Below are 24,124 nucleotides of genomic sequence, written 5' to 3'. Positions count from 1 at the left end.
CTAATCCCCCCTTAGTAATTGATATTTCAAATATTCCAAACTATCATCCAAACATCTTATTTTGAATCCTACCATTGTGTCCAAAAGCTTTATATCCTTAGGTCTTGCCGGAAAACTCATCTTATCTAATTTTTTATCAGGTATTATTAAGGATTCATTAAAGCCAAATACCCTTGAAATCCTTAATCCCCACTCATATCTTGTGACAGGTTCTTGGCTTGCTACATGAAATGTTCCTATTAAATCATCTTCAATAATTTTTTCTATCGCACTTGAAACATCATCAATAAGCGTCGGATATTTGATACGTCCGTCATCCAGAACTATTTCCTGCTCGTTTTTTAACCCATTGATTACTTGCATAGTAACGGTATTCTTATCGAATCTATCATTGAATCCGTGCAATATTCCAATTCTAACAATTGCATAATTAATCCCTCGATTTTCTATTAATATTTCACTCATTAGTTTAGTATAGCCATATATTTGCAAAGGTCCTGTCTCACTTTTTTCCCTATAAGGTCCATTTTCTCCATCAAACACATAATCTGTTGATAAATATATAAGTTTTGTATTTTTATCTTTACACCATTTTGCTATTGTGTTAGTAGAATTAGTATTTACAATCTTCGCTATATATGGTTGTTTCTCGCATTGGTTTAAATCTGTTATAGCAGCAGTATGAACAATTACATCAGGATTATAACTATTTAAAAGTTCCAGTATGCTTTTAGAATCGCTTAGGTCCAACTTAACTAAATCTTTTGATTTGTAGCGATTGTATGTACCTTTGATTTCATATCTCTCAGAAAGTTTATTATAAACATTTTTGCCTAAAAATCCATTTGCCCCGGTTATAAGAATTTTCATTTATTAAAAATCCTCCCAGCATTTTCTAGATCATTTTTGGTATTAATATTAATTACGTTTCCTTGAATGCACGGAACCCTTTCAGCAACATCCTTTATAAGGAAAAAACATCTTAACTCAATCACTTTGCATATATCATTTAAAATTACAGCCAGAATATCCTTTTTATACTTTGGCTCCTCTATTAAATCCTTAATAATAAGAACATGGTCTTTGTCTAACTTCATCATCCCTAAATATACATATTCAGACTGAATGCTTTCAGAAATTTCTTGAAGTATTACTTGTCCAGATTTATTTTTTTCATATTTAACTTTACTTCCGGAGCTACTGTGCTGCTCGCCAACTAAAAGTACGCTTCCTTCTTGTTGTGCTAACTCTTTAACTATGCGCTCGTCATAGACAAGATCTCCATCAATTATTAATAAATCATCTAATTGTTTCATTTCTTCTAAAGCAATTTTCAAACTCTCTGTGCTATGTGTCTCCATTGAATTCTTGTTAACTATTGTTTCTGCTGAGTATTTATGAGCAATTTTTAAAGCTTGTCCCTCAGTATCTTTTGTCCATACTCCTCCATTTCCAATAATAACAACACTTTTTATGATCGAATCAATACCTTTCATGCATTTTAGACTTCTTTCTAATAAAGGCTCATTATTAACCTCCAGTAAGCATTTAGGGATGCTTGCTCTCAGTCTACTACCTTGCCCTGCAGCCAAGATGAATGCATTCATATATTAAACTAATCCCCCTCCCATATCCATGGAATTCATCATCATATTATAGTCTTCTACAGAGTTAACATTATAAAAAGTAATTTCTTCTTTCCAATTTTCTATTTGAAAATTGTCATAGAATTGATTAATCAGTTTTACAGCAGTTAAGTACATTGCAATCGCTCTCCTATCATCTCCATTTCCTTTTATATGAAAAGGCATAACACTACTAAAATGACTTACTTCGGCAAATAGAGTTTTCATATGCCAATATGGATCATTCTTGATATACTCATATCTAGTCAAAAGTTCTTCCATTCTTTTGCATATCTCATCATACGTCAACATTGCTGACTTATTTGTTAACTCTAAATTAGCCTCTAAGATATCTGTATCTTCTCTCCATTTCAAATCAACCACAAACTGATCTGTATGCAAAAAATCGTACTTTCCATTAAAAGAGTGCCATAATTTGCCCATATCATAATAAATATCCGACCCTTCTATTTCTCCTCTTGGATCTGCTAATAAAAATTCTTGATTATTACCCGGCTCTATAAGTATGTTTTGAAAATGCAAATCTCCATGAACCATTGATAGGGCTTCTGGCGTAAGAGCGTCTATCAGTGAAGGTCTCTTTGTTATTTTTAAGAAAAGTTCCGGAATATTCCTATACTTTGTCCCATTCAGAACAATATAATCAGATTTTATCATTTTAGCTATAGTTAAGGACTTTTGACATGCCTCTATCAGCCTTTGGTTAACTCGGGCTATGTGCTTTATGTAAACCCAGTTTTTAGGCGCTTTACCTATTCTTCTTGAATATATTTTCTTAAACATCCAATCCAGTAATCTTTCCAAAAAATTAACAGTATTTTTAGCGTCAAATTCTCCCAGCATAATTAGTTCCCTTAAATTTTTACCACTATAATATGGCATTTCAAACCACGTTACTTCATTAGATATCTTATAATTCAATACTTCCGGAAAATATGTTTTCAGCTCAGCAGGCAAATCTAATAACCATTTTATCTCATTAGATAGCTTCTCCTTGCCCTCGTTTCTTGCTTCTTTTTTGACGATTAGTTTACATCTTAGATTTGCATAAGAACCCCCAACAAGTTTATTATTCTGTTCCTTGGTTGCGTTTCCGTAAACTAAATCCAAATAATCTAAAGCAATAAAATTATTATCTTTTAAAATATCCTTAATGCCATCAACCATATCATAGTTTGTCTCTTTATATAAAGCTAATTTGAGATCTTTAAGAGTCCTATTTGATATCTTGGCAATACCGGAATATATTGCCCAAGGAAACATACCTCCTTCAATATCCTTTCCAACCTCCACTACCCGATTATCTTGACATAATACTTTGCTCCCGCTTTCTTGTGGATTTAGCATATTACGAGTTAATAATATATTATCATTTCTACTATTTAATAATTTTTCAATAATAATACTTTCAAACACAAGGTCACCATCAATAATCAATACTTCTTGATCCTCAATTGCATTAAGGGCTATTAACAAACTATATTTGTTGCCTTGCTTTAAATTCTCTTCATTCACTAAAATATTAGCATTTAAGTTATGTACTTTTTCTGAAATATTATCTTTGCTCCATGATCCCTTAGAGCCAATAACTATTATGATTTCAGAATCAAAGAATCCATAAAAATTAAGTATGCGTATCTGCCTTTCTAGTATAGTTAAATTTTCATTTATTGGTAGGAAGCATTTTGGCACATCTTCTCCCTTTATATTAAATGTTTTTCCATCAGCCGCTAAAATAATAGCTTTCATATATACACCCCTTGTATAATAAAGGTAGCGTAAAGTTTACACTCCTATTTTTTATAATTAATGTACAATATTTATTTGAGTATCTATAAAATTTATTTACAATTCCAGTAGCTTTACGCTAATGACTATTCCAAATTTCTTTACATATTTCAATATAAATATTCTCTGATGCCGATTTATTGTTCGGGGGAATCAGAAAATTATTATAAAATTCTCGTCTGCTTTCTTTTTTAGGATCCTCTCCATTGCATACTAATTCAATAAATTCAACTATTTGCGTTTCATTATATGCATGATAATGTTGCTCAAGTGCAAGTTTTCCAAAATCATTAAATCTATTTTTTACGTTATCGTCTGCAAATGTATATAAAGAAGGTTTGCCACAATACAAATATTCAGCAACGAAAGAAGCACTATCTAAAATCATCGCGTCAGATGAATTAAATAAATCAATATACTGGTCAAGCTCAACCTGAGTATTATTTAAATTCTCCCATTGCTTGTAATAGCTATCTGTGCGTTCCTTGCCCCAATAATCATATAGTTTAACCTTTAAAAGTGGATGAGGTTTGAATGCAATCTGAATCTTATTGCTGTATTTCCGCGCTATATCAATCATAGTTTGATAATACCTCATGAAATTTGAAAAATTAAGATTGAGTTTTTCTCTATCATCAATCGTATGGTGCGGTGCCCATATGATTCGTTTTAAATTTTCATCAGGGTTTTTCCAAATATTATCACATGTTCTAACCCCGTATACAAGGTCATCTACTCCCGGATATCCTGTGACAATTACATTGCGTCCCTTATTTCTGGCGATTTCTATTGCCATTTTTTTATGCATATTTGTCTGATAAAAAGCCTTCCATAGAATATTGTGAAAAAAAAGGTTATACATAACTTCATGTATTTTCCCTATATAAAAGCCATATTGTGTATAACAAGTCAGTGTATCTTTAAAATTTGTAATATAATACTTATCCATTATTAATCCTTCATAAGGGTTAGTATAAAAAATAATATCCGGAGCAATTTCATGCTTCACATCTAGATAAGTATCATCCTCTTCGTCATATGTTTTAATCGCATTATATCCTTTATTTTTGAAGAGTTTATATGACTTTTCCATTTCTTCAAGCATATTTCCTTTACCGTAATTAACTACTGGGCATATTACCACAACAGGATCAAACCTTGGATCCTGCTCCATAAGTTGATATATTTTATCATATTTCCAAACTGACGAATGAATTGCAAAAAAGGCTACCTTAATAATTTCTTTCTTTTTCACTCTTTCAAGTGCTTCTTTATGGAGTAGTGGTTGTATTTCAATCTCTATATCTTCGCATGTGGTCTCTACTATCAATTGAGAAACACTTTCCGAAAAAATTAACTGCTCTTTATTTCCATTACAAATTTCTTTTCTTTGGAATAAAGCAAGAGATAAATCTTCATTACTTAATAAATTTTCAACATTATGATTCAAATATATATTATGAGCTTTATTCTCTACTCCTTTATATATTTCATTTAAATAGTCACACCATTTGTAAATATGATCCTTCTCAATTTGTATGGATAACTCTTTTCCTTCTTTTTCTCTATAGTTTTTATTTGATATTAACTTGCTTATATAATTAACAAAATCCTCCATATTATTGAAATTCATATCATCACTATTATATGATATGTCATTAAAGGAAAGCGTTCTATTGTTATAGTTTTGTAATGCTGCAACAGGCAGTTTATTTAATCCGCCATCTAATGCCGAAGTTACGGAACCAACCATATAAGAATCTATATATATATCCGCTATGGCATAATATTTTTCTATATCTTGTTGTATCCCTATAGGAAGAATTCTACCTTTTGTTTCTTTATTCGCCTTCCCCCATAATTCCATATTATCAGGCCCAACGACAATAGCCACAGCATCATTGTGTCTATCAAGCACTCTTTTTAATATATCTATATAATGAATTTCACCGAATGTTTTAAACTTATAAGCTGACGCTATAGTTAATAAAACTACGGCATTTTGTTTAATACCTAACTTATTCCTAATCCTGTTTTTATACTCAAGTTTTATATCTGGCAACTCAAGAGGCAAAGGCAGAAGTGAAGTTCTACATATATTTCTTCTTATTTTTGATAATTTTCTTCCGGATTCTCTAAAGTTTATTAAGTTGTCAATTATGCTTGTCCCTATCCAAAAAACATGATCTCCATGATTCATAAATAAAACCGGTGGTCCTCCTTCTACGCCAAACGCCATAATAGGAATAGGGTCAAACATATGTACATGAAGAACAACAATATCTGCCCATTCATAGGCTATTTTCCTTAAAACGGAAGCTCTATCTATAAAATTAGCAAGCTGCTGTAATGAATAAGCCCACCCACCGCTTTCTTGGGCCGCGTTAATTAGCCCCATCGGAGTTGTGTTAATTTGCCAAGTAGTTATGAGGGAATGAATTGACTCATTATCCTTTCCTATCCAATTTTTAACTAATCTGGTGTGCCCGCCAGTAGAATACCCCTCACTCAAGACATGCAGAACCTTTCTCTTCTTGTTGTTAGTTTGGGGTATATCTAGCTTATAATTACTTTGTGGCACATGTTCTGCGCATTCTATCAATATTTTTTCCAGCTCTGGTGATGTATAAAAACCCGGATGATTTTCTGAAGCATATCTTGCTCCTTCAAAACACCATCTTGATGCTTCCTCATAATTTCTATTATGTAAACTATTTTTTGCATTATGGACATACTTCAAAAATTCATTTTTATTATTGTATACAATCTCCAAAGCTGGAATTTTATCGAAATCAAATAAATCGCTAGTTTTTTCTGAATGAAGATTAAATTTATTAATTATATAATCATCAATAGGCTTTACATATTCTTTATCATTAGTTTTAGTAGCATAATAATTTCTCCATACTATAGCAGCTTCGTCAAGAATATTATTTTCTTTTTCTATATCATATATAAAAGTTTCAATAATATATTTATGATATTCTTCCATAAATATATTGCAATAATCTCCGAACTCAACTCCGGTATTAGAGCCACTAGCCTCATGAATCACCCACGTTTCTTCCTGTTTTGGAATGACTACCTCATAACCAGCTTTCATAAACTCAAGGCTTTGCGATATATCATAAAAAGACCATCCATCAAAAATATCTTCTCTCCAAGGAATATCATACTGCGTTACCATAATGAATCCGTCTACTGCCTGAACTTTTTCATATTCGCTTACAACTTCATTATATGCTAATAACTTTATTACTCCAGTCGGGGTACTATAAACCTGCCCATATTTTTGACTGCATTCATTACAGGCCCCATTGACAGGAATAACCTTAGTGCCTGTTAGCCCTATCATGCCTATATTTCTATTGCTCGTTAGAATATTTAGCATGATATTTATGAAGGACCGATTTCGTATATAAACATCTTGATGCATATATACCTTATACTTTGCATCTGAAGCTCCCATGGCCTTGTTATATCCTGCTGTCATAGAATTAGCATTTTCTATTGAAATACATTCTATTTCATATCCTTTTGGCACTTCTAGCTGATCAATGTAATAAAGAGCTTCATTGTAAAGCTGTTGATTATTTACACAGCTTATAAAGCAAATCTTATTCTCCTTCATCATATTGCCTCCTCTATTTGCTGTTTAAGCTGCTGTAGTTCCGAGTCATCAATATCAGCTAGAAATTCTAAAGCAAGTTTATTCTCTTTGATTTGATGCAGCACATAAGCAATGTTATAGATAGTATCACTATTTTTGTTATTCATTTTAAATGCCTCTTCCAAAAACATTAAGCTTTTATCAATAATATTAAATTGATAGTATACAATACCGACTATATTAAACAGGTTTACTTTATCAATTCCATGCTTTACTATAATCGATTTTAAATCTTCTGCTTCTATATTACCGCCACTAATCATATTTCTAAGTTTTTCTAAATTGTTCTCAAAATCTATATTGTTGTCCAATCTTCTGATAAGCTTTTCAAGGGCTTTGTTGTCGTGAGCATTACCATCTATTAAGCTATAGCTAATTTTATCTAAATCTTCTTTTCTGTAAAAAGTTAGTTTTATATTTTTTATAGGTTCTTTTATACAGTCTTTTTTCATACAAAAAATTTGCTGACCATTGACTTGAATTAATTCAAATTTATAATTTCCTATCTCATCTAATAACTTCTCCATTAGTTTATTGCTTAGTGTTACTTTATCTTTATAGAGACAAATATACACTTTTCCTTCATCATTTAAGTACTTTTTTGTGTATCTTAAAATTTCTAAAATGCTTGTTTCATTGTCTTGAAGTTCAGTGATTATTATATAATCGAAAGTGCTCTTCTTGAAAGTCTTTATTTCCTCCAGTTTACCTGCTTCAATATGGGCAAAATGATTTGTATTTACTATTACTTCTTCTATAGCCTCTATTCCATATAGCTCAGCAGATGGAATCGCATTTTTTATATCAAGCAGTGTCCCGCCACCGGCACATCCAATATGTAATACGCTGATATCATGCTTGTTGTTTTCTTTACTAATCAATTCTGTTATTTCTTTTTTTATCTCTATAATATAATAAGGATCAAATCCCCATTTCTCTGCGAATTTTCTTTTGTTATTTATTAATAATTCGCTGTATTCCTTAGATACTTTTCCAAATGATACGCTTCCAAAATGATGAACGAAGCTATCTTTACACAGCATCAGCCTATACCCTGCTCGTCTTATCCTAAATGAATAATCGTCATCTTCAAAATTCCCCGGTGTAAATATTTCATCTAATAAACCTGCTTTTTTAACTACTTCATTTTTGATCAGCATGCAAAAACCAACAAGTCTCAATCTTTCTTCCCATAGAGACTCATTGTTGATATTATTAATTTCTGCAAAGTTAATCATCTCATCCAAATTAGTATAGTTAACAGATATAGTCTGATAATTAGAACAAGAATTTGTAATTGATCCTGCTGCCCCTATATCATCACTGCTATATAAGCATTTTTTTAAATTAGTCAGCCAGTTCGGTGTAACTACCACATCATTATTAAGCAGCAAAATATCATTATTATTCTTTGCTGCTTTAATCCCTTGGTTACAGCCCTTGGGAAATCCCATATTATCATCATTAAGGATTAGATTCAAATCTTTTTGCTCTTTAAGCCATTCTACGGTTCCATCAGTAGAATTATTATCAACTACTATAATTTCATATGCACCTTTTGGTGTGTATTTTCTAATGCTTTCTATACATAGCTTATTATATTGAAGATTATTATAAGTCAATATGATAATGCTGGTTTTAGGTATCGCATACTTTAATATCTCTTCCTTGCTCTCCTTAGCCCCCAGTTCTTGCAATATCTCATATATCTCATCTTCATCGCTTTCTTTTCTGGCATTTTGCAGCACTTTCTTATAGTATTCTATTGCCAATTCATTGAGGCCATTTGATTGATATAAATAAGCAAGATTATATAATAAATCGAAGCTTGTCCCATCTATATCAAGTCCTTCTTTCAGCACCTTTTCCGCTTCGTCCATATAGCCTTCCATTATAGCTATGACCCCTTTGATGGAATAGATATCTATATCATCCTTGACTATCTTTTCATACTCTTCAATAGCTTCTTTCGCTTCTTTCAACATGCCGCTTTCAACTAAGGTTTTTATATTTTCTTTTACTCCGCTTTTATATTTATCAAAATCCGTATTATCTAATTGATTTGTTTTATGGTTGGATAAATTTTTTTCTAGCTGGTTTAGTTCCTCTATTTTATTTTCCTCTTTTAATAAATGCTTTAATTCTTCCAAACCCTGCTTCTTTATGTTATTCTTATCGAAAACAGCTTCCTTATATTTTTCTATGGCTGCATCTTTCTTTTTCTGAAATAGCAATACCTTAGCCCATTCAATTTTGGGCAAAAAACTTCCTGCTCCGTATTTTGAAGTGCCTTTTTCATATTCTCCCATTTCTACAGCTTTTTTGAAATTCTTTGTTGCCAAAGAATATTTTTTTATATTGGCATAAGCTATCCCACAATAATAATATATATCAGGTATTTTCCCTATATATGGGTCATTAGCTACGGTCTTTATAAATTCAATTGCCATTTTATATTTCTTTTCAATAACCATACATTGTATGAGCCTGATTACCAAATCATCGTGGAAAGCCATCCTTGTTTTATTAGTCAGTCTATGGGATTTTATAAAATCATCAATTGCAGTATCATAGTTTTCCTGGCACATTTCCATAACGCCTTTGTTGTACCAGTGGAAAGGTACATTTGGTTCTTCTTCTATCTGAGCCTTTATGATATCCATATTTCTTCCTTGTTTCCCTTTTTCCTTAAAAACAGTTCCTGTATAACCGTAGTGATAGATTTTACAAATATCTCCGTCCACTATATCGGGAATAAGAATCTTCCCATCTATAAGAATCTGCTCATGAATAGCCCCCCTATAACTTGGGTTATCATTTCTGTAAAGCCTTGTCATTGTAGAAGATATAGTAATATTATCCCTGTCCATAATGTTATAAATAGGGATTATATAAGCCTTATCCTCCCGGCTATTCAAAAATTCCTCCAACCTTTTCCTATCACAAAAAAGTCTTTCATCCGCATCTAATACGAGTATCCATTCTCCCTCAGCATATTCTAAGAATTTATTCCTTGCTTTGCTGAAGTCATCTTCCCAGATATATTCTATTATTTTTACCCTGGAATCCCGGGCATATTTTTCTCCTAAAAGCTCCTTTGTTTTATCGGTAGATCCGGTATCAACAATTATTGCCTCATCCACCACCTCAAGGGCTCTATCTAAACAATTTACTATATTCTTTTCTTCATTTTTTACTATCATGCAAAGGCTAATTTTCACTCTCATCCCACCTTATACTTCCAATTCTATTATATTTCATTATATACCACCATATTATTAATATCGACATTTTTCTTGATTCGCTTAAGACATATACCGCAATATACTTGAATTAAAATAAAAACATTCGGAAGGATCCTTCCGAATGTTTTTATTTTAATTATGACTATCTCAGTAATTGTAATACTGACTGAGGAGCTTGATTTGCCTGAGCCAACATTGCTGTGGCTGCCTGCTGCAATATGTTCTGCTTAGTGAATTCCATCATTTCCTTAGCCATGTCTACGTCTCTTATTCTGCTTTCTGCAGCTGACAAGTTTTCTGAAGTATTATCCACGTTTTTGATAGTATGCTCTAATCTGTTCTGAACAGCACCCAGCTTGGATCTTTCAGCTGAAACCATTTCTATTGCAGAATCAACATCGGCTATCTTAGCAGTAATTGCAGTAGCATCTCCGTTTGAAACTGCAGCAGCAATACCGCTAACTCCTATTGCAGATGCATCCATATTTCCTATATTAAAGGAAATAAATTGACCGCTGTTTGCTCCAACCTGAAGGTTTATCTGTGAAGTAGCAAAGCTTCCGGCAAGCAATGTCTTTTTATTGAATTCAGTCTTTTCTGTAATAGCAGTTATTTCTTCTTCTAATTGAGCCAATTCTTCATTGATTCTAACTCTCTCTTCATCAGTGTTCGTATCGTTGGCAGCCTGAACAACCAATTCTCTCATTCTCTGAAGCATTGCATGAGTCTCAGTCAATGCGCCTTCTGCTGTCTGGATCAAGGAAATACCATCCTGTGCATTTCTTGAAGCCATATTGAGGCCTCTGATCTGTGATCTCATTTTCTCGGATATCGCCAAGCCTGCTGCATCATCACCTGCTCTGTTGATTCTGAAGCCCGATGATAATTTTTCTATAGACTTTGCACCTGCTGCATTGTTAACACCTAGCTGTCTATGAGTGTTCATTGCCATTAAGTTGTTGTTAATTCTCATTTATTTTTCCTCCTTGAATTATGTTTTTTATCCGGAGTCCTTTCCGGAATTTATTTGCAAAGACTCCATTCTCTAATCCGTGGGCCCTACTTCATAGAAAATATTGTCTTTTGCTTTCATATTTATATATCGGATGTTGGTTTATGGAACTTTAGCTCTTTTTATAATATTTTGTGGTTTATTTAGATATTTTGGCAAATGGGTAAGCCTGGGTATTCCTTTTGGGTCTTAGATTCTTCACTATCGTTCAGAATGACATGTTAGACGCTAGCCACTGGTATTTGGGTTTTACTTTGGGATCTGAGATCCTTCGGGCAGAGCCCTCAGGATGACAAACGTGTCTTTTAGCGATTCCTGTCCTATTTCTTCATAGCCTTTGCCAATGCTTCCAAGTCTACTTTGACAGATGCAGATTCCAGATTTTCTTCTTTTACTTGCGCCAGAAGCTCTTTTCTAAAGATTTTCATATGCTTTGGGGCTTTGATGCCTATCTTGACTTTGTCTTCGGATATCTCTGTTATTATTATTTCAATATCGTCACCAATGACTATGGCCTCATCTTTCTTTCTTGCCAAAACCAGCACTAGACATCCCTCCTAAAGACTTGATGCTTCATGCTGTAATTGTCGTCATTCAACAGCTCCTGAACCCCTATTTTGTTCTTTGTGTTTATAACTATAGGAGCTCTCAGATTGGCCGTCATTTTTTTTAAGTCCTCCGGAATATTCAGTATGGCTAATGTTAAGACATCTTCCGGGCTTTTGAGTTCCAGCTTTTCTACAGTCTCATCACTGATGTCAAAGCTATAGTCTCCTACTATCATAGCAGGAGGCAGTGTGATAAAGCATAGGCCTTCTTCCTCAGTTGATTGCAAAAATGTAAAGTCTGTATCATCGTCATTAAGAATTATGTATTTTTTTTGTTCCGGGAAGCCTGGAATTCCCTCTACAAAGCTGATTATTTGATCTTCGTCTATATTTACTTCGCCAAAAAATCTGGTTTTGACTTTCAATTTGGAGGCCTCCTATCAGGGCCATAGGCGAATGAGTGCCTTTTGAACCCAGTTTTATAATTCAATTCTACATTTTTCAACCAATTTTTACAATAGGAATTTTATAAATAGGTGATAGAACTCAGGATTCAGAGCTCAGGGTGAATGTATTCCTCTAGGGTCGCGGAACGCATAGAATGCGTTCCCTACAAAGCGAGACTTTCAGTGGTTTGCGTCTCCCTTACCTGATAAAATCAACCAGAGAAAGGCTTATTATCTTAGAGCCTACCGAGAGAGCAGCATTATATACATTTTCCTGCATTTGAAGCTTTATTATGGTTTCTGCCATGTCGATGTCTTCATTTTTGGATAGCAGGCCCCTCAGGTTTACATTGTCATCCTCTATCCTATTAAGTGTCAGCTCCAATCTATTGGCTTTTACACCCATCTCTGCTCTCACAGAGTTAAGGTTTCCTATATGAGCGTCCAGCCTTGCAAGATTTTTGCTGATTCCATCAGAATTGTTTGTATTCAAATCTTCAATCAGTTTATCAAGCATCCCTAATAATTGGGTGGCACCTCCGGATTCTACCCTGTCTCCTATAAGGAGCCCTTCTTTTTCCGTAGTAAATCCCAGGGAAGCCATCAATGCAACATTAGTAACAGGAGTGCCCCCATATACCAAATCAAAAGGAGAATCCGAGTTGAATTTTATGCTTCCATCTACGCCGGTAACGGTCACGTACCCTTTAAGGTCATTAAGAGCAGGGTCAGTATTAATTTGATGCTGAATATCTTTTATCAAATCATCAAATGTATTACCGGGTGTATTATCATAGGTTTTTGCAGTCAAGTTTATTGTATAATTATTGCCGCCATAGTTTATATAAAGCTTGTTATCTGGAGATGCAGGTATTGTGATATCGCCGTAGACCAAGTCCAATGCGCCGCCTTCTATAGCATAGGCAGCTTTAGCGCCTTTTAAGCCGCTGGTGGCATCTTCAAATCCCAGTTTGTCAAAATTTGCAGCATCTAATTTAAAATTCTTATCGGCGGATATGGCAAAGCCCCCATCCTTTTCATACAGTTTGACATGACCTGCCAAACCGGAGGTTTCAGCCAATTTTTTATTAAAATCATATATGAATTCTTTATCTTCTGCAGCACCATAAGCTCTATCCATTTCAATCTCATATTTATTGTCGCCATAATATATGACAAATTTATCGCCTGCTGCAGTTCCGCTAAAACCGCCTTCGGCTTTCAGCAAATACTCTGTAGAACCATGAAATATTTCCCGGTCAATATCGTCAATATCCGACACTACAACCTTTGATAAATCAGCGTTTTTGCCCTTTTCAATGCCCATGATATCCTTGACATCCATGGTAGTACCGGCGCTATCTATATTAAAGTTTCTGGGTCCTTTGAATACTACGATTCCATCTTCCAGTTCTGCTTTTACCAGACCCTTCAATGGAGTGGCATCAATTTTTTCATTTAAGTCCTTTACGAATCTGAGGCCGTCTATAGAGTTATAGGTCTCATTATCCATAGTTATATTAATAGGTGCCATGCCTTCATATTCTATGGTTATGGTATTGTTGCTTCCGTCGAAAGTCACGCCCTTAAATTCACTGACGCCTTTCAAAATGTATTCATCATAGGTGGTGGTGGCCATGCTGCCAAAGATCTTCTGGCCAAGAGTATTCATGCCTATCCTATCGCTTATTCCTACATTGACTTCGATGGTTTCCCCGGCTCTAAGTATACCTCCATCCAAATCATAGGTGCCGTCCTTATTGAGAAGGGGCTTGTCGGTTTTAAAGCCTGAGAAGAGGTAGCTGCCGGCATAAGCAGTATTGCCGATGCCTATTAATTGCTCCTTCAGTTCTTTTATCTCGTCGGCAATCTTCTTTCTATCATCAGGGGAATAGGTGCCTGTATTGGAGCCCTGGACTGTCAATTCCCTTATTCTCTGCATGACAGATATTATGTTATTGACGGCCTGCTCACTGCTCTGGAGCCAGGAGTCGCTGTCCTCAGTATTTCTCTTATATTGCTGCATATTTAGTATTTCAGTGGACAAGCGAAGACTTCTGGTGACACCTATAGGGTCATCAGATGGCCTGAGAAATTTCTTTTGAGAAGAAAGCATCTGTTGGGACTTGTCCATTTTTGTATAGTTTTTATATAGATTTCTTAACAGGTTATTAACCATCATAGTATTCGTAACTCGCATTTCATCACCTCTTTGTATTTCTATGGGGTTAGTACGGAATACATGCACTCTGAGTTCTGAGTTCTTCATCCTGAGTTCTATCTTCCTACAAGCCCAAGCCTATTGATAGTGGTGTCCAAAATGGCATCCAGAGTAGTTATCGCTCTCGCTGCCGCATTATAGGCCTGGCTGAATTTCACCATGTTTCCCATTTCTTCATCCATCAAGACTCCGGAAGCGGATATTCTCCTGTTATCCGTATCAGTGATGAGGATCTCCGAATTGATCGCCATTCTCTCTGCCTGCTGTGAATCCACTGCAAGAGAGGAAAGCAGGGCCTTTATAAAGTCATCCGGGGTACCTGTGGTAGAGCTGAACATATCCGCTTTGTCCTTGAGCTTTATCAATTCCTTCAGATTATCATTATTGCTTTCTCCTCCTATGTCAGAGGAAGCTGCTATCAAATCCGGATCTACAAGCAGAGCTCCGCTTACTCCGAAATTAGTGCAGTTGATTTTGCTGTAATCTCCGTCAGGTACATTAAAGAAATCACCGCCGGCCTCGCCCTTAAAGTCAATACCCTTGCGATGCACTTCATTTATCTTGCTTGAAAAGTCCCTGGCAAACTCATTGAGTTTATCGAGATAGTAGACCAAACCTCTATAATTCAATCCTTGCCCGTTGCCATCTCTAATATCCAGCAGGCCCTTCAATTCGCCGCCTCTTATGCTCACCTTCTGGCTCTCCAGGCCCTTCCAGACCACCTGGGCCATCTTGCCCGCACCCAGCTCGGTTATGCCTGCCACATCCTCCTCTACATAGGCGAGCTCGTCGTAATTTGTATGATCGACTAAGGTTATGCCTCCTATTTTTATGCTCATGTATTCATTTTTATTGCTGTCTTTCCTTGTGCTTACATCTATATCGATTATCTTGGAGAGTTTATCTAACAGCACATTTCTCTGATCTCTCAGGTCATTGGCCTGAGAGTCCCCCAGCTCCATGTTGAATATATTATTGTTCAACACTGATATTTGATAGGCCAGAGAGTTTATCTCGTCGACTTTGGTTTTTACTTCCTCATTGGTCTCTCTTATGGAGCTTATTATTTCATTTCCGTTTCGGTTTATAGATTTGGCCAAAGTATTGGCATTTTCCACAACAGCTATGCGCCTGGTGGAATCTCCGGATTTTTTAGAAAGCTCATCCAAAGCAATGAAAAATTCATCAATGACCTTTCTTATGCCTGTCTCGGTGGGTTCGTTAAAGATAGACTCCATATTCTCCAGGTTCTGCTGCTTTATTTGCCACTCTCCTACCGCTCTGTTCTGGTTCCAATACTTCTTATCCAAATATTCGTTTCTGATCCTTAATATATTGTAGGTATCTACCCCGGTGCCTATGACACCTTTAGGGTCTCCCCAAAGAGGCATAGAGGCTTTCTGCATCAATACCTGCCTTGAGTATCCTTCCGTATTGACATTCGCGATATTATGGCCTGTCACATCCAAAGCCCTGCGACTGGCAAATAGACCGCTATTCACTATGTTTAAGCTTCCGAATGTAGTTCTCATATCACTGCATACCTACCTTCCGACTATTCCAAGTTTATTTACTATGATTTCAAGCATCTCATCCATTACATTCACCATTCTGGCAGATGCATTATAGGAGTGTTCAAACTTTATGAGATTGCCCATTTCCTCATCCATGGAGACGCCCATAATGGCTCCTTTTTTATTCTCCAGTTCTATCACCATAGAACTTTGAGCCTCAGCATTGATGGCGGCTTCCATACCGGCTTTGCCAAGGTCCAATATAATATTTCTGTAGTATTCATCAAAATTATATTTGCCGCCTGCCGAATCATAAGCTTCCTCTCCGAAAACCTTGCCGCTGCGCAGCTCCAAGATTTTTAGTGCTATCTTGTTGTCCTCCGCATTATACGGAGGCGGAGTTATTGCGGCTGCGATATTGTCATATTCATTTAGCTCCGGGTTAAAAGCGATATTTGACATATCTATGAAATCGCTGTCCGGATCTCCTCCGTTTATAAAAAACTTTCTCTGAATATCATCTCTCACTCCGTAGCCGGAAATATGGATCTTATTTATTTCTGCCGCCAGGCCCTTTATCATTTCATCCAATCTGGTACGGAATTTATCCACCAGCTCATCTCTCGTATCAAAGAGAGCCTTTATCTTGCCCCCTTCTATTGATGCAGGCTGATTATCCCCTTCCCAGACAAGCTTGACCAGGCCGTTTTTCGAGGGATCCGGCACTGCCTTAAGCTGTTCCACGACTCCGTAGTCCACCACAGCCCTGCCCTCTATCAATATGGTAACTGATTTGCTGCCACTGACTTGTATATTCGCCAATGTTGAAAGCTCATCGATGAGAAGGTTTCTCTCATCTCGAAAGTCATTGGCAATCGCCCCGCTGGTTTCAACCTTCTGCACCAATCCATTGAGCTCTGCTACTCTCTTAGTTATCTGGTTTATTCTGTCTACATTCTCTACGATTTCTCTATCTTTATCAGCTCTATAATCCTTAAGCAGTTGATCTGTGTTTTTGATAGACTCTACCAGAGCTATTGCGCTTTCCTTTACCAGAGCTCTGGAAGTAAGCCTGCCGGTTGGCTTAGACAGCTGATCCCAAGCATTCCAGAAATTATTCATGGCAGATTGTATGCCTTCATCGGAAAAATCATTGAAAATGCCTTCCATATCCTCTATGCCGCTTTGCTTGGCTGTCCAATAGCCCAAATCCTTATTGATCCTTCTTATTTTGTTATCTAAAAATTCATCCCTGTATTGCATTATGAGAACTGCATCTACTCCGGTGCCTTTTCCCATCTTTACCCCTGCCCTGGTCCAGCCTATCTGCTGGGGACTGGAGGATGCATGGATGACGCTTTGCCTCGAATATCCTATAGTATTGACATTGCTTATATTATGACCGGTAACATCCAGAGATCTCTGCTGGGCAAACAAACCGGATACTGCAATACTCAAACCGCCGAATGAACTCATGAAAATACCCCCTATATTTTAGCATCAAAGAGCCTTACATTATTATCTTTGCTTTCTTCCGGTTTCCCTTCGTATATAACATTTTGACCCTCCATAGAGTCTGAAATGAGGTTTATGGAGAAATTTATGTATTCAAGAGACTGCTCTATAAGCTCACCGTTTAAATCATTGATTTCCTTCAGCTGGTTTAGCGTGTTTCCTATTGAACCTGCAACCTGCTTGAGATGATCACAGCGGCTGTCCTTTACCTCATTGCATATGTAGCTTATGGTCAAGTTCTCCCGGCTGCAGCCCAGCTCCCTAGCTAAAGCCTCTGCGGTACTGTCTCTTTCATCTTCCAACTTTCCTATTTCAAGTATAAGATTCCCTTCCAGCTTAATAAAGTTGTCAAGCTCATTGACTTTACCCTCTATTATTGCATCCTTTTTTTCCATGGATAGGGATAAAAGCTTCTCATATATATTTTTTTGATTTTCCAGGCACAGTATTATCTTATCTAAATTATCCATGACCACAGCACCTCAACATTATATCTTTTTATCAAACTTGCCTGACATCATCTTTTCTGCAATATCCTTGCCGTCTACGTCATACAGGCCCTTATCCATCTTCTCTTTTATGTCGTTGACCTTATCCTCGCGTATATCCGGAATCTGATCTATGGCTTTCATACCTTTATTGACAATTTGATAGTCCATTGCCTTCTGAGAAATGGTCAATTCATCCTTCCCGCCGTTTAAAGAAAACACCTCTTGGGTTTCCTTCTTCCTTTCCACAGAAAAGCTCTTGTATATTTTGTTTATACCCGGAATTTTGTCTATATTAAATCCCATAATATCACCTCATCTATATCTTCTACTCATATTATCTATCGGTATATAGACCTATATAGTTTATAGGGCAATAAAAAAAAGAAGGCTAAGTTCTTCTACCTGCCTTCTCTCCTTCTAATAACATGCATTTTTTCTTTTCCTGAAGTCTTGATGTAATCATGTCTTTTTTGGTTTATGCCGAATTCTTTCTTCATTCGATAGGTAATATTGTTTTTGCATTCCTCACAGAACCTTCCCGATTTGATAGGCCTTCCACAGGACTCACATTCCAGAACCAAGTTGCTGTTCTCTGAATTTATTTCCAGCCTTTCGTCTCTAAGGAATCTCATTATTTTTTCCACCGATACTCCCGTAGCATCAGATACCTCAGGTATTATAGCACCCGGGTTTTCGTAGAGGTACTCCTTCACAAGCTTAAACTCTTCTTCATCTTCTTCCAGGCATTTATTGCATATGGGATTATAGGTATATGCAAAAATCTTACCGCATCTTACACAATTTCTTAATTCTGCCATTGACCCACCCGTTACGTAAAACTTATAAAACTCTTTAAACCATTATAAAAGTTTATGTTTACTTCCTCATTCAACGCATCCGACTTCGGCGAACCTACTATCGTTTGATGTGATGCTCCAGAGGCTTAGATTCCGCTGTAACTCAGCGTACATAGTATCATAATCCGTTTAGTGTCTTACGATACCTTGTATCTTGATAAATTAATTGCAGCATTTTTATCCCTATCTATTACAGAACCACAACATTCACACTTGAATTCCCTTTCAGAAAGTGACAGTTTGGTTTTCATATGCCCACATTCTGAACAAGTTTTTGATGAAGGATACCATTTATCTGCTTCTACAAATTCAATTCCATTCTTTTGGCATTTATACTGCATCATTTGCTTGAATTCATATAATCCCTGTTGTGCTACTGCTTTCGATAAATGCTTATTCTTCATCATTCCGCTAATATTGAGGTTTTCCATAACTATCCTTGATGGCTTGGTTTTCACTATCTCGGTAGTTACTTTGTGCCTATTGTCGGTTCTAATATTATCAAGACGTTTATGTAACTTTCTAATGTTTTTTTCAAGTTTTATAATGTTGCTTGTTTTAACGTAACTCCTCCCTTCTCTATTTATTTCATATTTGTTCGATATTTTGCGTTGCAACCTACGCAGTTTCTTTTCTAACTTTTTTACTATTTTTGTTTTATTGATGTTTTTGTAGGGTTGCTCTATATTGGAGCATATTGCCATATCCTTTACACCAACATCAATTCCAATACTTTCGCCTGTAAGTTCAATAGGCTCTTGCTCCACCTCAATACCTACCGATAAATACCAGTGAACTCCATCAAATTTAACTCTCGGATTAATGTACTTTGTATCTTCCGGTATCCTGTATTTTTCGGAAAGCCGTACCCAACCTATTTTTTCAATTCTTACCTTTCCATTCTTGAATTTTATCTTTTCGGTATCTTGATAAAATTTAGGTTGGCTTTTCTTTCTACTTTTGAATTTCGGCTTATCCGCAAGCTTTTTGAAAAACTTATAGTAAGCATCGCATGCATCTTTTACTGCTTGCTTCGTTATGTTGTTGCTGTAATTATTAAGCCACTTGTATTCTTCTGTTTGCTTTAAAAGCGTTAACTCTTTTCTCAAATCTCCATCCTTTACAAGTTTGCCACCGTTTTTATAGTTTTCTTCCTGCTTTGTTAGGGTCCAGTTATAGGCCCATCTAGCTGTTCCAGCACTTTGAAACAGTTTTGACTTTTGCTTGTTATTTGGCTCAAGTCTAACCTTCAAGGCTGTTATCATCTTCCAACAACTCCTTTATTATCTTTTTGCTTGTTGCTCGGCACTCTACAATATCCTACAACTTTTCTTTTAGCAGAATTTTCACTTTTAAGCCCTAAATAATATTGAAGTTGTTGTTGAGAATAGTACCTGTAACCACTTTTACCTAAATGGTTTGGTTTTAATTTGCCTGCCTTATCCCAATTTCTAAGTGTTTGCTGAGTAACTCCTATTAATCTCACAAATTCTCCGATTGAATAATATTTCATTTTTAGGTGTTTTATAAAGTTTTGTAAATACTCGATAGCTGTCACAATACCTCCAAATCTAAGTATTTATTCCTGCCGCTGCAGTTAAAACATAAATCTGCTTTGCCCCCGAGGTCAAAAGTATTTTGCTGCATTCATCCACAGTGCTGCCTGTGGTATATATATCATCTACCAGCAAAATCTTCATGTTCTTTACATTATATAACATATTTAGAGAAAATGCATCATTTACATTTAATCTTCTCTCCAGCTTGTCCAGACCATATTGCTCTTTTGTATCCCTATTCCTTATGAGGCAATCCTGCATCGTAATGCCCACAAGCTTTGAAAGATGCTCTCCTATGACCGCAGCCTGGTTGAAGCCTCTCTTGTGCAGCTTGGCTTGAAAAATAGGCACAGGCACGATCATATCGGCATTCAGGCTTTCAGCATGCATCACATCTGCCATATGCCTGGCCAATATTTTGGCTATATCCAGCCTGCCTTCATATTTAAATGCATGAATCAGCTCTCTGCCGGTTCCTCTGTAATAAAAGCAGGAATAGGCAGAATGAAAAGAGTAACTTCTTTCCATACAGTCCGGGCATATATTCTTACTATAATTATCGGCTAAACCCTTTCCGCACTTTAAACATTTTCTTTCATGTATGAACTCTATGGAAGCACTGCAGATATTGCAGAGTGCTTTCGGAGTTTTGACCCCGCACAATATGCATCTATTCTTGGGAGGATATAGAAGCTTCATTATGTTCATTCAAGTTTCCAAGCCTTTGGAGCCTGTACTCCAGGCCTGAGTACCTCCTTGTAACATAATTGTTTTTTACCATGGAATAAATACACCTTTCCTGCCCTACCAAAACCACCATCTGCTTTGCTCTTGTCAAGGCAGTATATAAAAGGTTTCTGGTCAGCAGCATCGGAGGTCCTGATGTGACAGGCATAACCAATACAGGAAATTCCGATCCCTGGCTTTTATGTACTGTCACTGCATAGGAAAGCTCCAGTTCATCCAGATCCGAGCCTTCATACTTCACTACTCTCTCGCCGTCATATATGACCTCAATGGTTTGTTCCTCATTATCCACCTTGGATATTATACCCATATCTCCGTTGAAGACCCCTTCTCCCTCATAATCGGGGTCTGACAGGCTCTGCCATTTCATCTTGTAGTTATTGCGGATCTGCATTACCTTATCCCCTTGACGAAAGATCACATCCCTGAACTGTCTTTCAGTCTTGCTGAAATGCGGTGGATTCAACACTTTCTGCAGCTCAGTATTGAGATTTATCACTCCGCAGATTCCTTTTTTCATAGGAGATAGTATTTGTATGCCTTCATGGCTGTTATACCCCGAATATTTGGGCAGCCTCTCCTTGCAAAGCGCCTTTATCTTTTCCAGGATTTCCGCCTGATTTTCCTCTCGGATGAAGAAAAAGTCCTTATCCTTTATATTGAGGACAGGCGGTTCTCCCTTGTTTATCCTGTGAGCATTGACAACGATCATGCTTTCCTGGGCTTGTCTGAATATTTCATCCAGCCTTACCACAGAAACAGCCTTGCTGTCTATGATATCCTTGAGCACGCAGCCGGGGCCTACTGAGGGCAATTGATCCACATCACCCACCAAGATGAGCCTGGTACCTTCACATATAGCCTTGAGCAGGCTGTTCATAAGCAATATATCGACCATGGAAACCTCATCCACTATGATCGCATCCGCCTCCAAAGGAGAGTCTTCATTCTTCTGAAAGACCATATCCTCATCCTTGTCACCGAAACCATACTCCAAAAGCCTATGTATGGTGCGGGATTCCCTGCCCGTAGCCTCCTGCATCCTCTTAGCTGCTCTTCCGGTAGGCGCACAAAGCAGGACGTCAAGCCCCATCCTCTCAAAAAGCCTTATTATGGTCTTTATGGTTGTGGTTTTCCCCGTTCCGGGACCTCCGGTGATCACCAGCAAGCCTTTTGTTGCAGCCTGCTGCACCGCTTCTCTTTGATTTGCCGCCAGGTCTATACCGTCCTCTGCTTCCAGCTTTCTTATTTCATTATCTATATCAAATTGCACCGTTGAAATAGGAAATTGAGCTAAGGTGAGAAGTCTCCTCACTATGCCTACCTCTGCCTTGTGAAAAGCTATAGAGTATACGGCCTTTACATCGTCCAGATTTTCTATTACTATCTTTCTGTCTATAAAAAGGCTGAGCAATATATTTTCAATCACTTCTTCCCTCACATTGAGAAGCTCAGCGGAAGTCTTAATAAGCAGCTCCTGGGGAACATAGCTATGCCCGTTATTGTGAAATTGATTCAACACATACCTGGTGCCGGAGGCTATCCTGTATTCGGAATCAAGGGGTATTCCCATTGTGAGAGCTATCCTGTCAGCCATTTTGAAGCCTATCCCGAATACATCCTCGGCCAGGTTATACGGATTTTCCCTTATGACCTTTATCGTCTCGGCCCCATAGGTCTTATATATCCTCACCGCATAAGCGGGGCTTATCTTGTAGCCTTCAAGGAAAAGCATTATGTCCTTGAGTTCCCTCTGCTCGATGAATGCATCATATATCTTCTGGGCTTTTTTATCTCCTATGCCCTCTATCTCCGTAAGCTTTTGCGGGTTGTACTGGATTATATCCAGAGTATCCAGGCCGAACCTTTCCACCAGCTTTTTAGCGGTAGCCGGTCCTATACCCGGTATAAGGCCCGAACACAAATATCTCTCTATCCCATTTAAGGTAGCAGGGGTCACCACATGATAGGCCTCCATCTTAAACTGCTTTCCATAATCCGGATGCTCCACCCACGCTCCTGCAACCCTTATGGTCTCTCCAATATTCAAATAGGGGAAGTACCCCACTACAGTGGTTTCTTCGCCCTCATCACAAATCTCAATAACTGAGTATCCGTTCACTTCATTTCTGAAAACTATTTCATTTATCATGCCTTGAACTTCATCCATGCTAAAACCCTCGATCTTACTTTCTCATTCCTAATTCCTCATTTCTCATTATACCCCATTTTCATAGTCCTTCAAACTATTTTTAAGGGTAAGTATCTCTCTGGCCAGAATTAGAATGTCCGCTTTTGTGGCCGGCTTATCCATGTTGGAGTACATTTTCTCCAATACCTCCGGATACGGGCCGCAGCCTTTTTCATTTCTATAATGCTCCAGGACCAGCCTTGCATTTTTTATATGCTTGTTTACCGTACCGATACTGCATAAGACCTCCAGCTTTCTCCCGCATCTAAGGCAGATTTGCGCCCTGTTTCTATCCTTGTACTCCTTTATCTCCGCTATCGAGCCGAGATCCAGATACCCCATGGCACAATCATTTCTGAACTCAGGAGTCCGAACCTTCAGCTGCAAAAATATCTTATTGCCGTTTATAGGCAAAGGTATACAATTTACACTCTCTATAATCCGGCTGTATTTTTTTCTCAAGCTTCCATAGTCTATTGAATAAAATTTGCACAGATTGGCCCTGAATGCCCTCATAGTCATGGATATCATCAGGTCTTCCCCTTCGGATACCACGACTTTGGTCACTTCTCCCACGCCCTTTAAATATTCCGGGGTGAATGCACAAATATCATATTGTTGAAAAAAATCCAAATTCACATAAGCCACCTCCTCATCGGATAAATTCCACTATT

At 37.0% G+C, this 24,124-nt stretch carries 18 protein-coding genes and 1 pseudogene; all 19 read right to left on the bottom strand.

Features of this window, described 5'->3' with window-relative positions; all coding sequences use genetic code 11:
• Window positions 1-870, bottom strand: a complete 870-nt coding sequence (locus LJD61_RS03485; RefSeq protein ID WP_255226120.1) for an SDR family oxidoreductase — start codon at window positions 868-870, stop codon at window positions 1-3.
• Window positions 867-1,607 carry an NTP transferase domain-containing protein gene (locus tag LJD61_RS03480; RefSeq protein ID WP_255226119.1) on the bottom strand — a complete coding sequence of 247 codons (741 nt, stop codon included), beginning with the start codon at window positions 1,605-1,607 and terminating at the stop codon, window positions 867-869. Before LJD61_RS03480 ends, LJD61_RS03485 begins: the two co-directional genes overlap by 4 nt.
• Before the next feature lie 3 nt (window positions 1,608-1,610).
• On the bottom strand, window positions 1,611-3,395 hold the full coding sequence (locus tag LJD61_RS03475) for a hypothetical protein (RefSeq protein WP_255226118.1): 1,785 nt from the start codon (window positions 3,393-3,395) through the stop codon (window positions 1,611-1,613).
• Window positions 3,396-3,513: 118 nt separating this feature from the next.
• Window positions 3,514-7,065 carry a glycosyltransferase gene (locus LJD61_RS03470; protein ID WP_255226117.1) on the bottom strand — a complete coding sequence of 1,184 codons (3,552 nt, stop codon included), beginning with the start codon at window positions 7,063-7,065 and terminating at the stop codon, window positions 3,514-3,516.
• The gene (locus tag LJD61_RS03465) at window positions 7,065-10,325 is read right to left on the bottom strand and encodes a glycosyltransferase (RefSeq protein ID WP_255226116.1); all 3,261 of its coding nucleotides are present in this window, start codon (window positions 10,323-10,325) and stop codon (window positions 7,065-7,067) included. The genes LJD61_RS03470 and LJD61_RS03465 overlap by 1 nt, the downstream gene beginning before the upstream one ends.
• 166 nt (window positions 10,326-10,491) lie before the next feature.
• Window positions 10,492-11,322 (bottom strand): flagellin Hag, encoded by an 831-nt coding sequence (hag, locus tag LJD61_RS03460; RefSeq protein ID WP_255226115.1) that lies wholly within the window; start codon window positions 11,320-11,322, stop codon window positions 10,492-10,494.
• Window positions 11,323-11,681: 359 nt separating this feature from the next.
• Window positions 11,682-11,906, bottom strand: a complete 225-nt coding sequence (csrA, locus tag LJD61_RS03455; RefSeq protein WP_255226114.1) for a carbon storage regulator CsrA — start codon at window positions 11,904-11,906, stop codon at window positions 11,682-11,684.
• Window positions 11,906-12,334, bottom strand: coding sequence for a flagellar assembly protein FliW (gene fliW / locus LJD61_RS03450; RefSeq protein ID WP_255226113.1), 429 nt, complete (start codon window positions 12,332-12,334; stop codon window positions 11,906-11,908). The genes csrA and fliW overlap by 1 nt, the downstream gene beginning before the upstream one ends.
• A 220-nt stretch (window positions 12,335-12,554) precedes the next feature.
• Window positions 12,555-14,624, bottom strand: a complete 2,070-nt coding sequence (flgL, locus tag LJD61_RS03445; protein ID WP_255226112.1) for a flagellar hook-associated protein FlgL — start codon at window positions 14,622-14,624, stop codon at window positions 12,555-12,557.
• Between the two features lie 8 nt (window positions 14,625-14,632).
• On the bottom strand, window positions 14,633-16,108 hold the full coding sequence (gene flgK / locus LJD61_RS03440) for a flagellar hook-associated protein FlgK (RefSeq protein ID WP_255226111.1): 1,476 nt from the start codon (window positions 16,106-16,108) through the stop codon (window positions 14,633-14,635).
• A gap of 12 nt (window positions 16,109-16,120) precedes the next feature.
• Window positions 16,121-17,566, bottom strand: a complete 1,446-nt coding sequence (gene flgK, locus LJD61_RS03435) for a flagellar hook-associated protein FlgK (RefSeq protein ID WP_255226110.1) — start codon at window positions 17,564-17,566, stop codon at window positions 16,121-16,123.
• An 11-nt stretch (window positions 17,567-17,577) separates the two neighbouring features.
• On the bottom strand, window positions 17,578-18,075 hold the full coding sequence (locus LJD61_RS03430; protein WP_255226109.1) for a flagellar protein FlgN: 498 nt from the start codon (window positions 18,073-18,075) through the stop codon (window positions 17,578-17,580).
• A gap of 18 nt (window positions 18,076-18,093) precedes the next feature.
• The gene (locus LJD61_RS03425; protein ID WP_255226108.1) at window positions 18,094-18,399 is read right to left on the bottom strand and encodes a flagellar biosynthesis anti-sigma factor FlgM; all 306 of its coding nucleotides are present in this window, start codon (window positions 18,397-18,399) and stop codon (window positions 18,094-18,096) included.
• 95 nt (window positions 18,400-18,494) lie between these two features.
• Window positions 18,495-18,914, bottom strand: a complete 420-nt coding sequence (locus LJD61_RS03420; RefSeq protein WP_255226107.1) for a TIGR03826 family flagellar region protein — start codon at window positions 18,912-18,914, stop codon at window positions 18,495-18,497.
• 176 nt (window positions 18,915-19,090) lie between these two features.
• Window positions 19,091-20,218, bottom strand: coding sequence for an RNA-guided endonuclease InsQ/TnpB family protein (locus tag LJD61_RS03415; protein WP_255226106.1), 1,128 nt, complete (start codon window positions 20,216-20,218; stop codon window positions 19,091-19,093).
• A 17-nt stretch (window positions 20,219-20,235) separates the two neighbouring features.
• Window positions 20,236-20,466: pseudogene (locus LJD61_RS03410) on the bottom strand (MerR family DNA-binding transcriptional regulator); the annotation flags it as partial.
• Between the two features lie 58 nt (window positions 20,467-20,524).
• Complete coding sequence (locus LJD61_RS03405; protein WP_255226105.1) at window positions 20,525-21,220, bottom strand: ComF family protein; 696 nt, start codon at window positions 21,218-21,220, stop codon at window positions 20,525-20,527.
• The gene (gene recD2, locus LJD61_RS03400; RefSeq protein WP_255226104.1) at window positions 21,183-23,429 is read right to left on the bottom strand and encodes an SF1B family DNA helicase RecD2; all 2,247 of its coding nucleotides are present in this window, start codon (window positions 23,427-23,429) and stop codon (window positions 21,183-21,185) included. Before recD2 ends, LJD61_RS03405 begins: the two co-directional genes overlap by 38 nt.
• A gap of 48 nt (window positions 23,430-23,477) precedes the next feature.
• Window positions 23,478-24,089 carry a hypothetical protein gene (locus LJD61_RS03395; RefSeq protein WP_255226103.1) on the bottom strand — a complete coding sequence of 204 codons (612 nt, stop codon included), beginning with the start codon at window positions 24,087-24,089 and terminating at the stop codon, window positions 23,478-23,480.
• Between the last annotated feature and the right edge of the window lie 35 nt (window positions 24,090-24,124).

The organism is Lutispora saccharofermentans (genome assembly GCF_024363565.1).
Classification (GTDB): domain Bacteria; phylum Bacillota; class Clostridia; order Lutisporales; family Lutisporaceae; genus Lutispora; species Lutispora saccharofermentans.
Note: the sequence above shows the minus strand (reverse complement) of the source record. Positions and strands in the feature narration are given on the sequence as shown.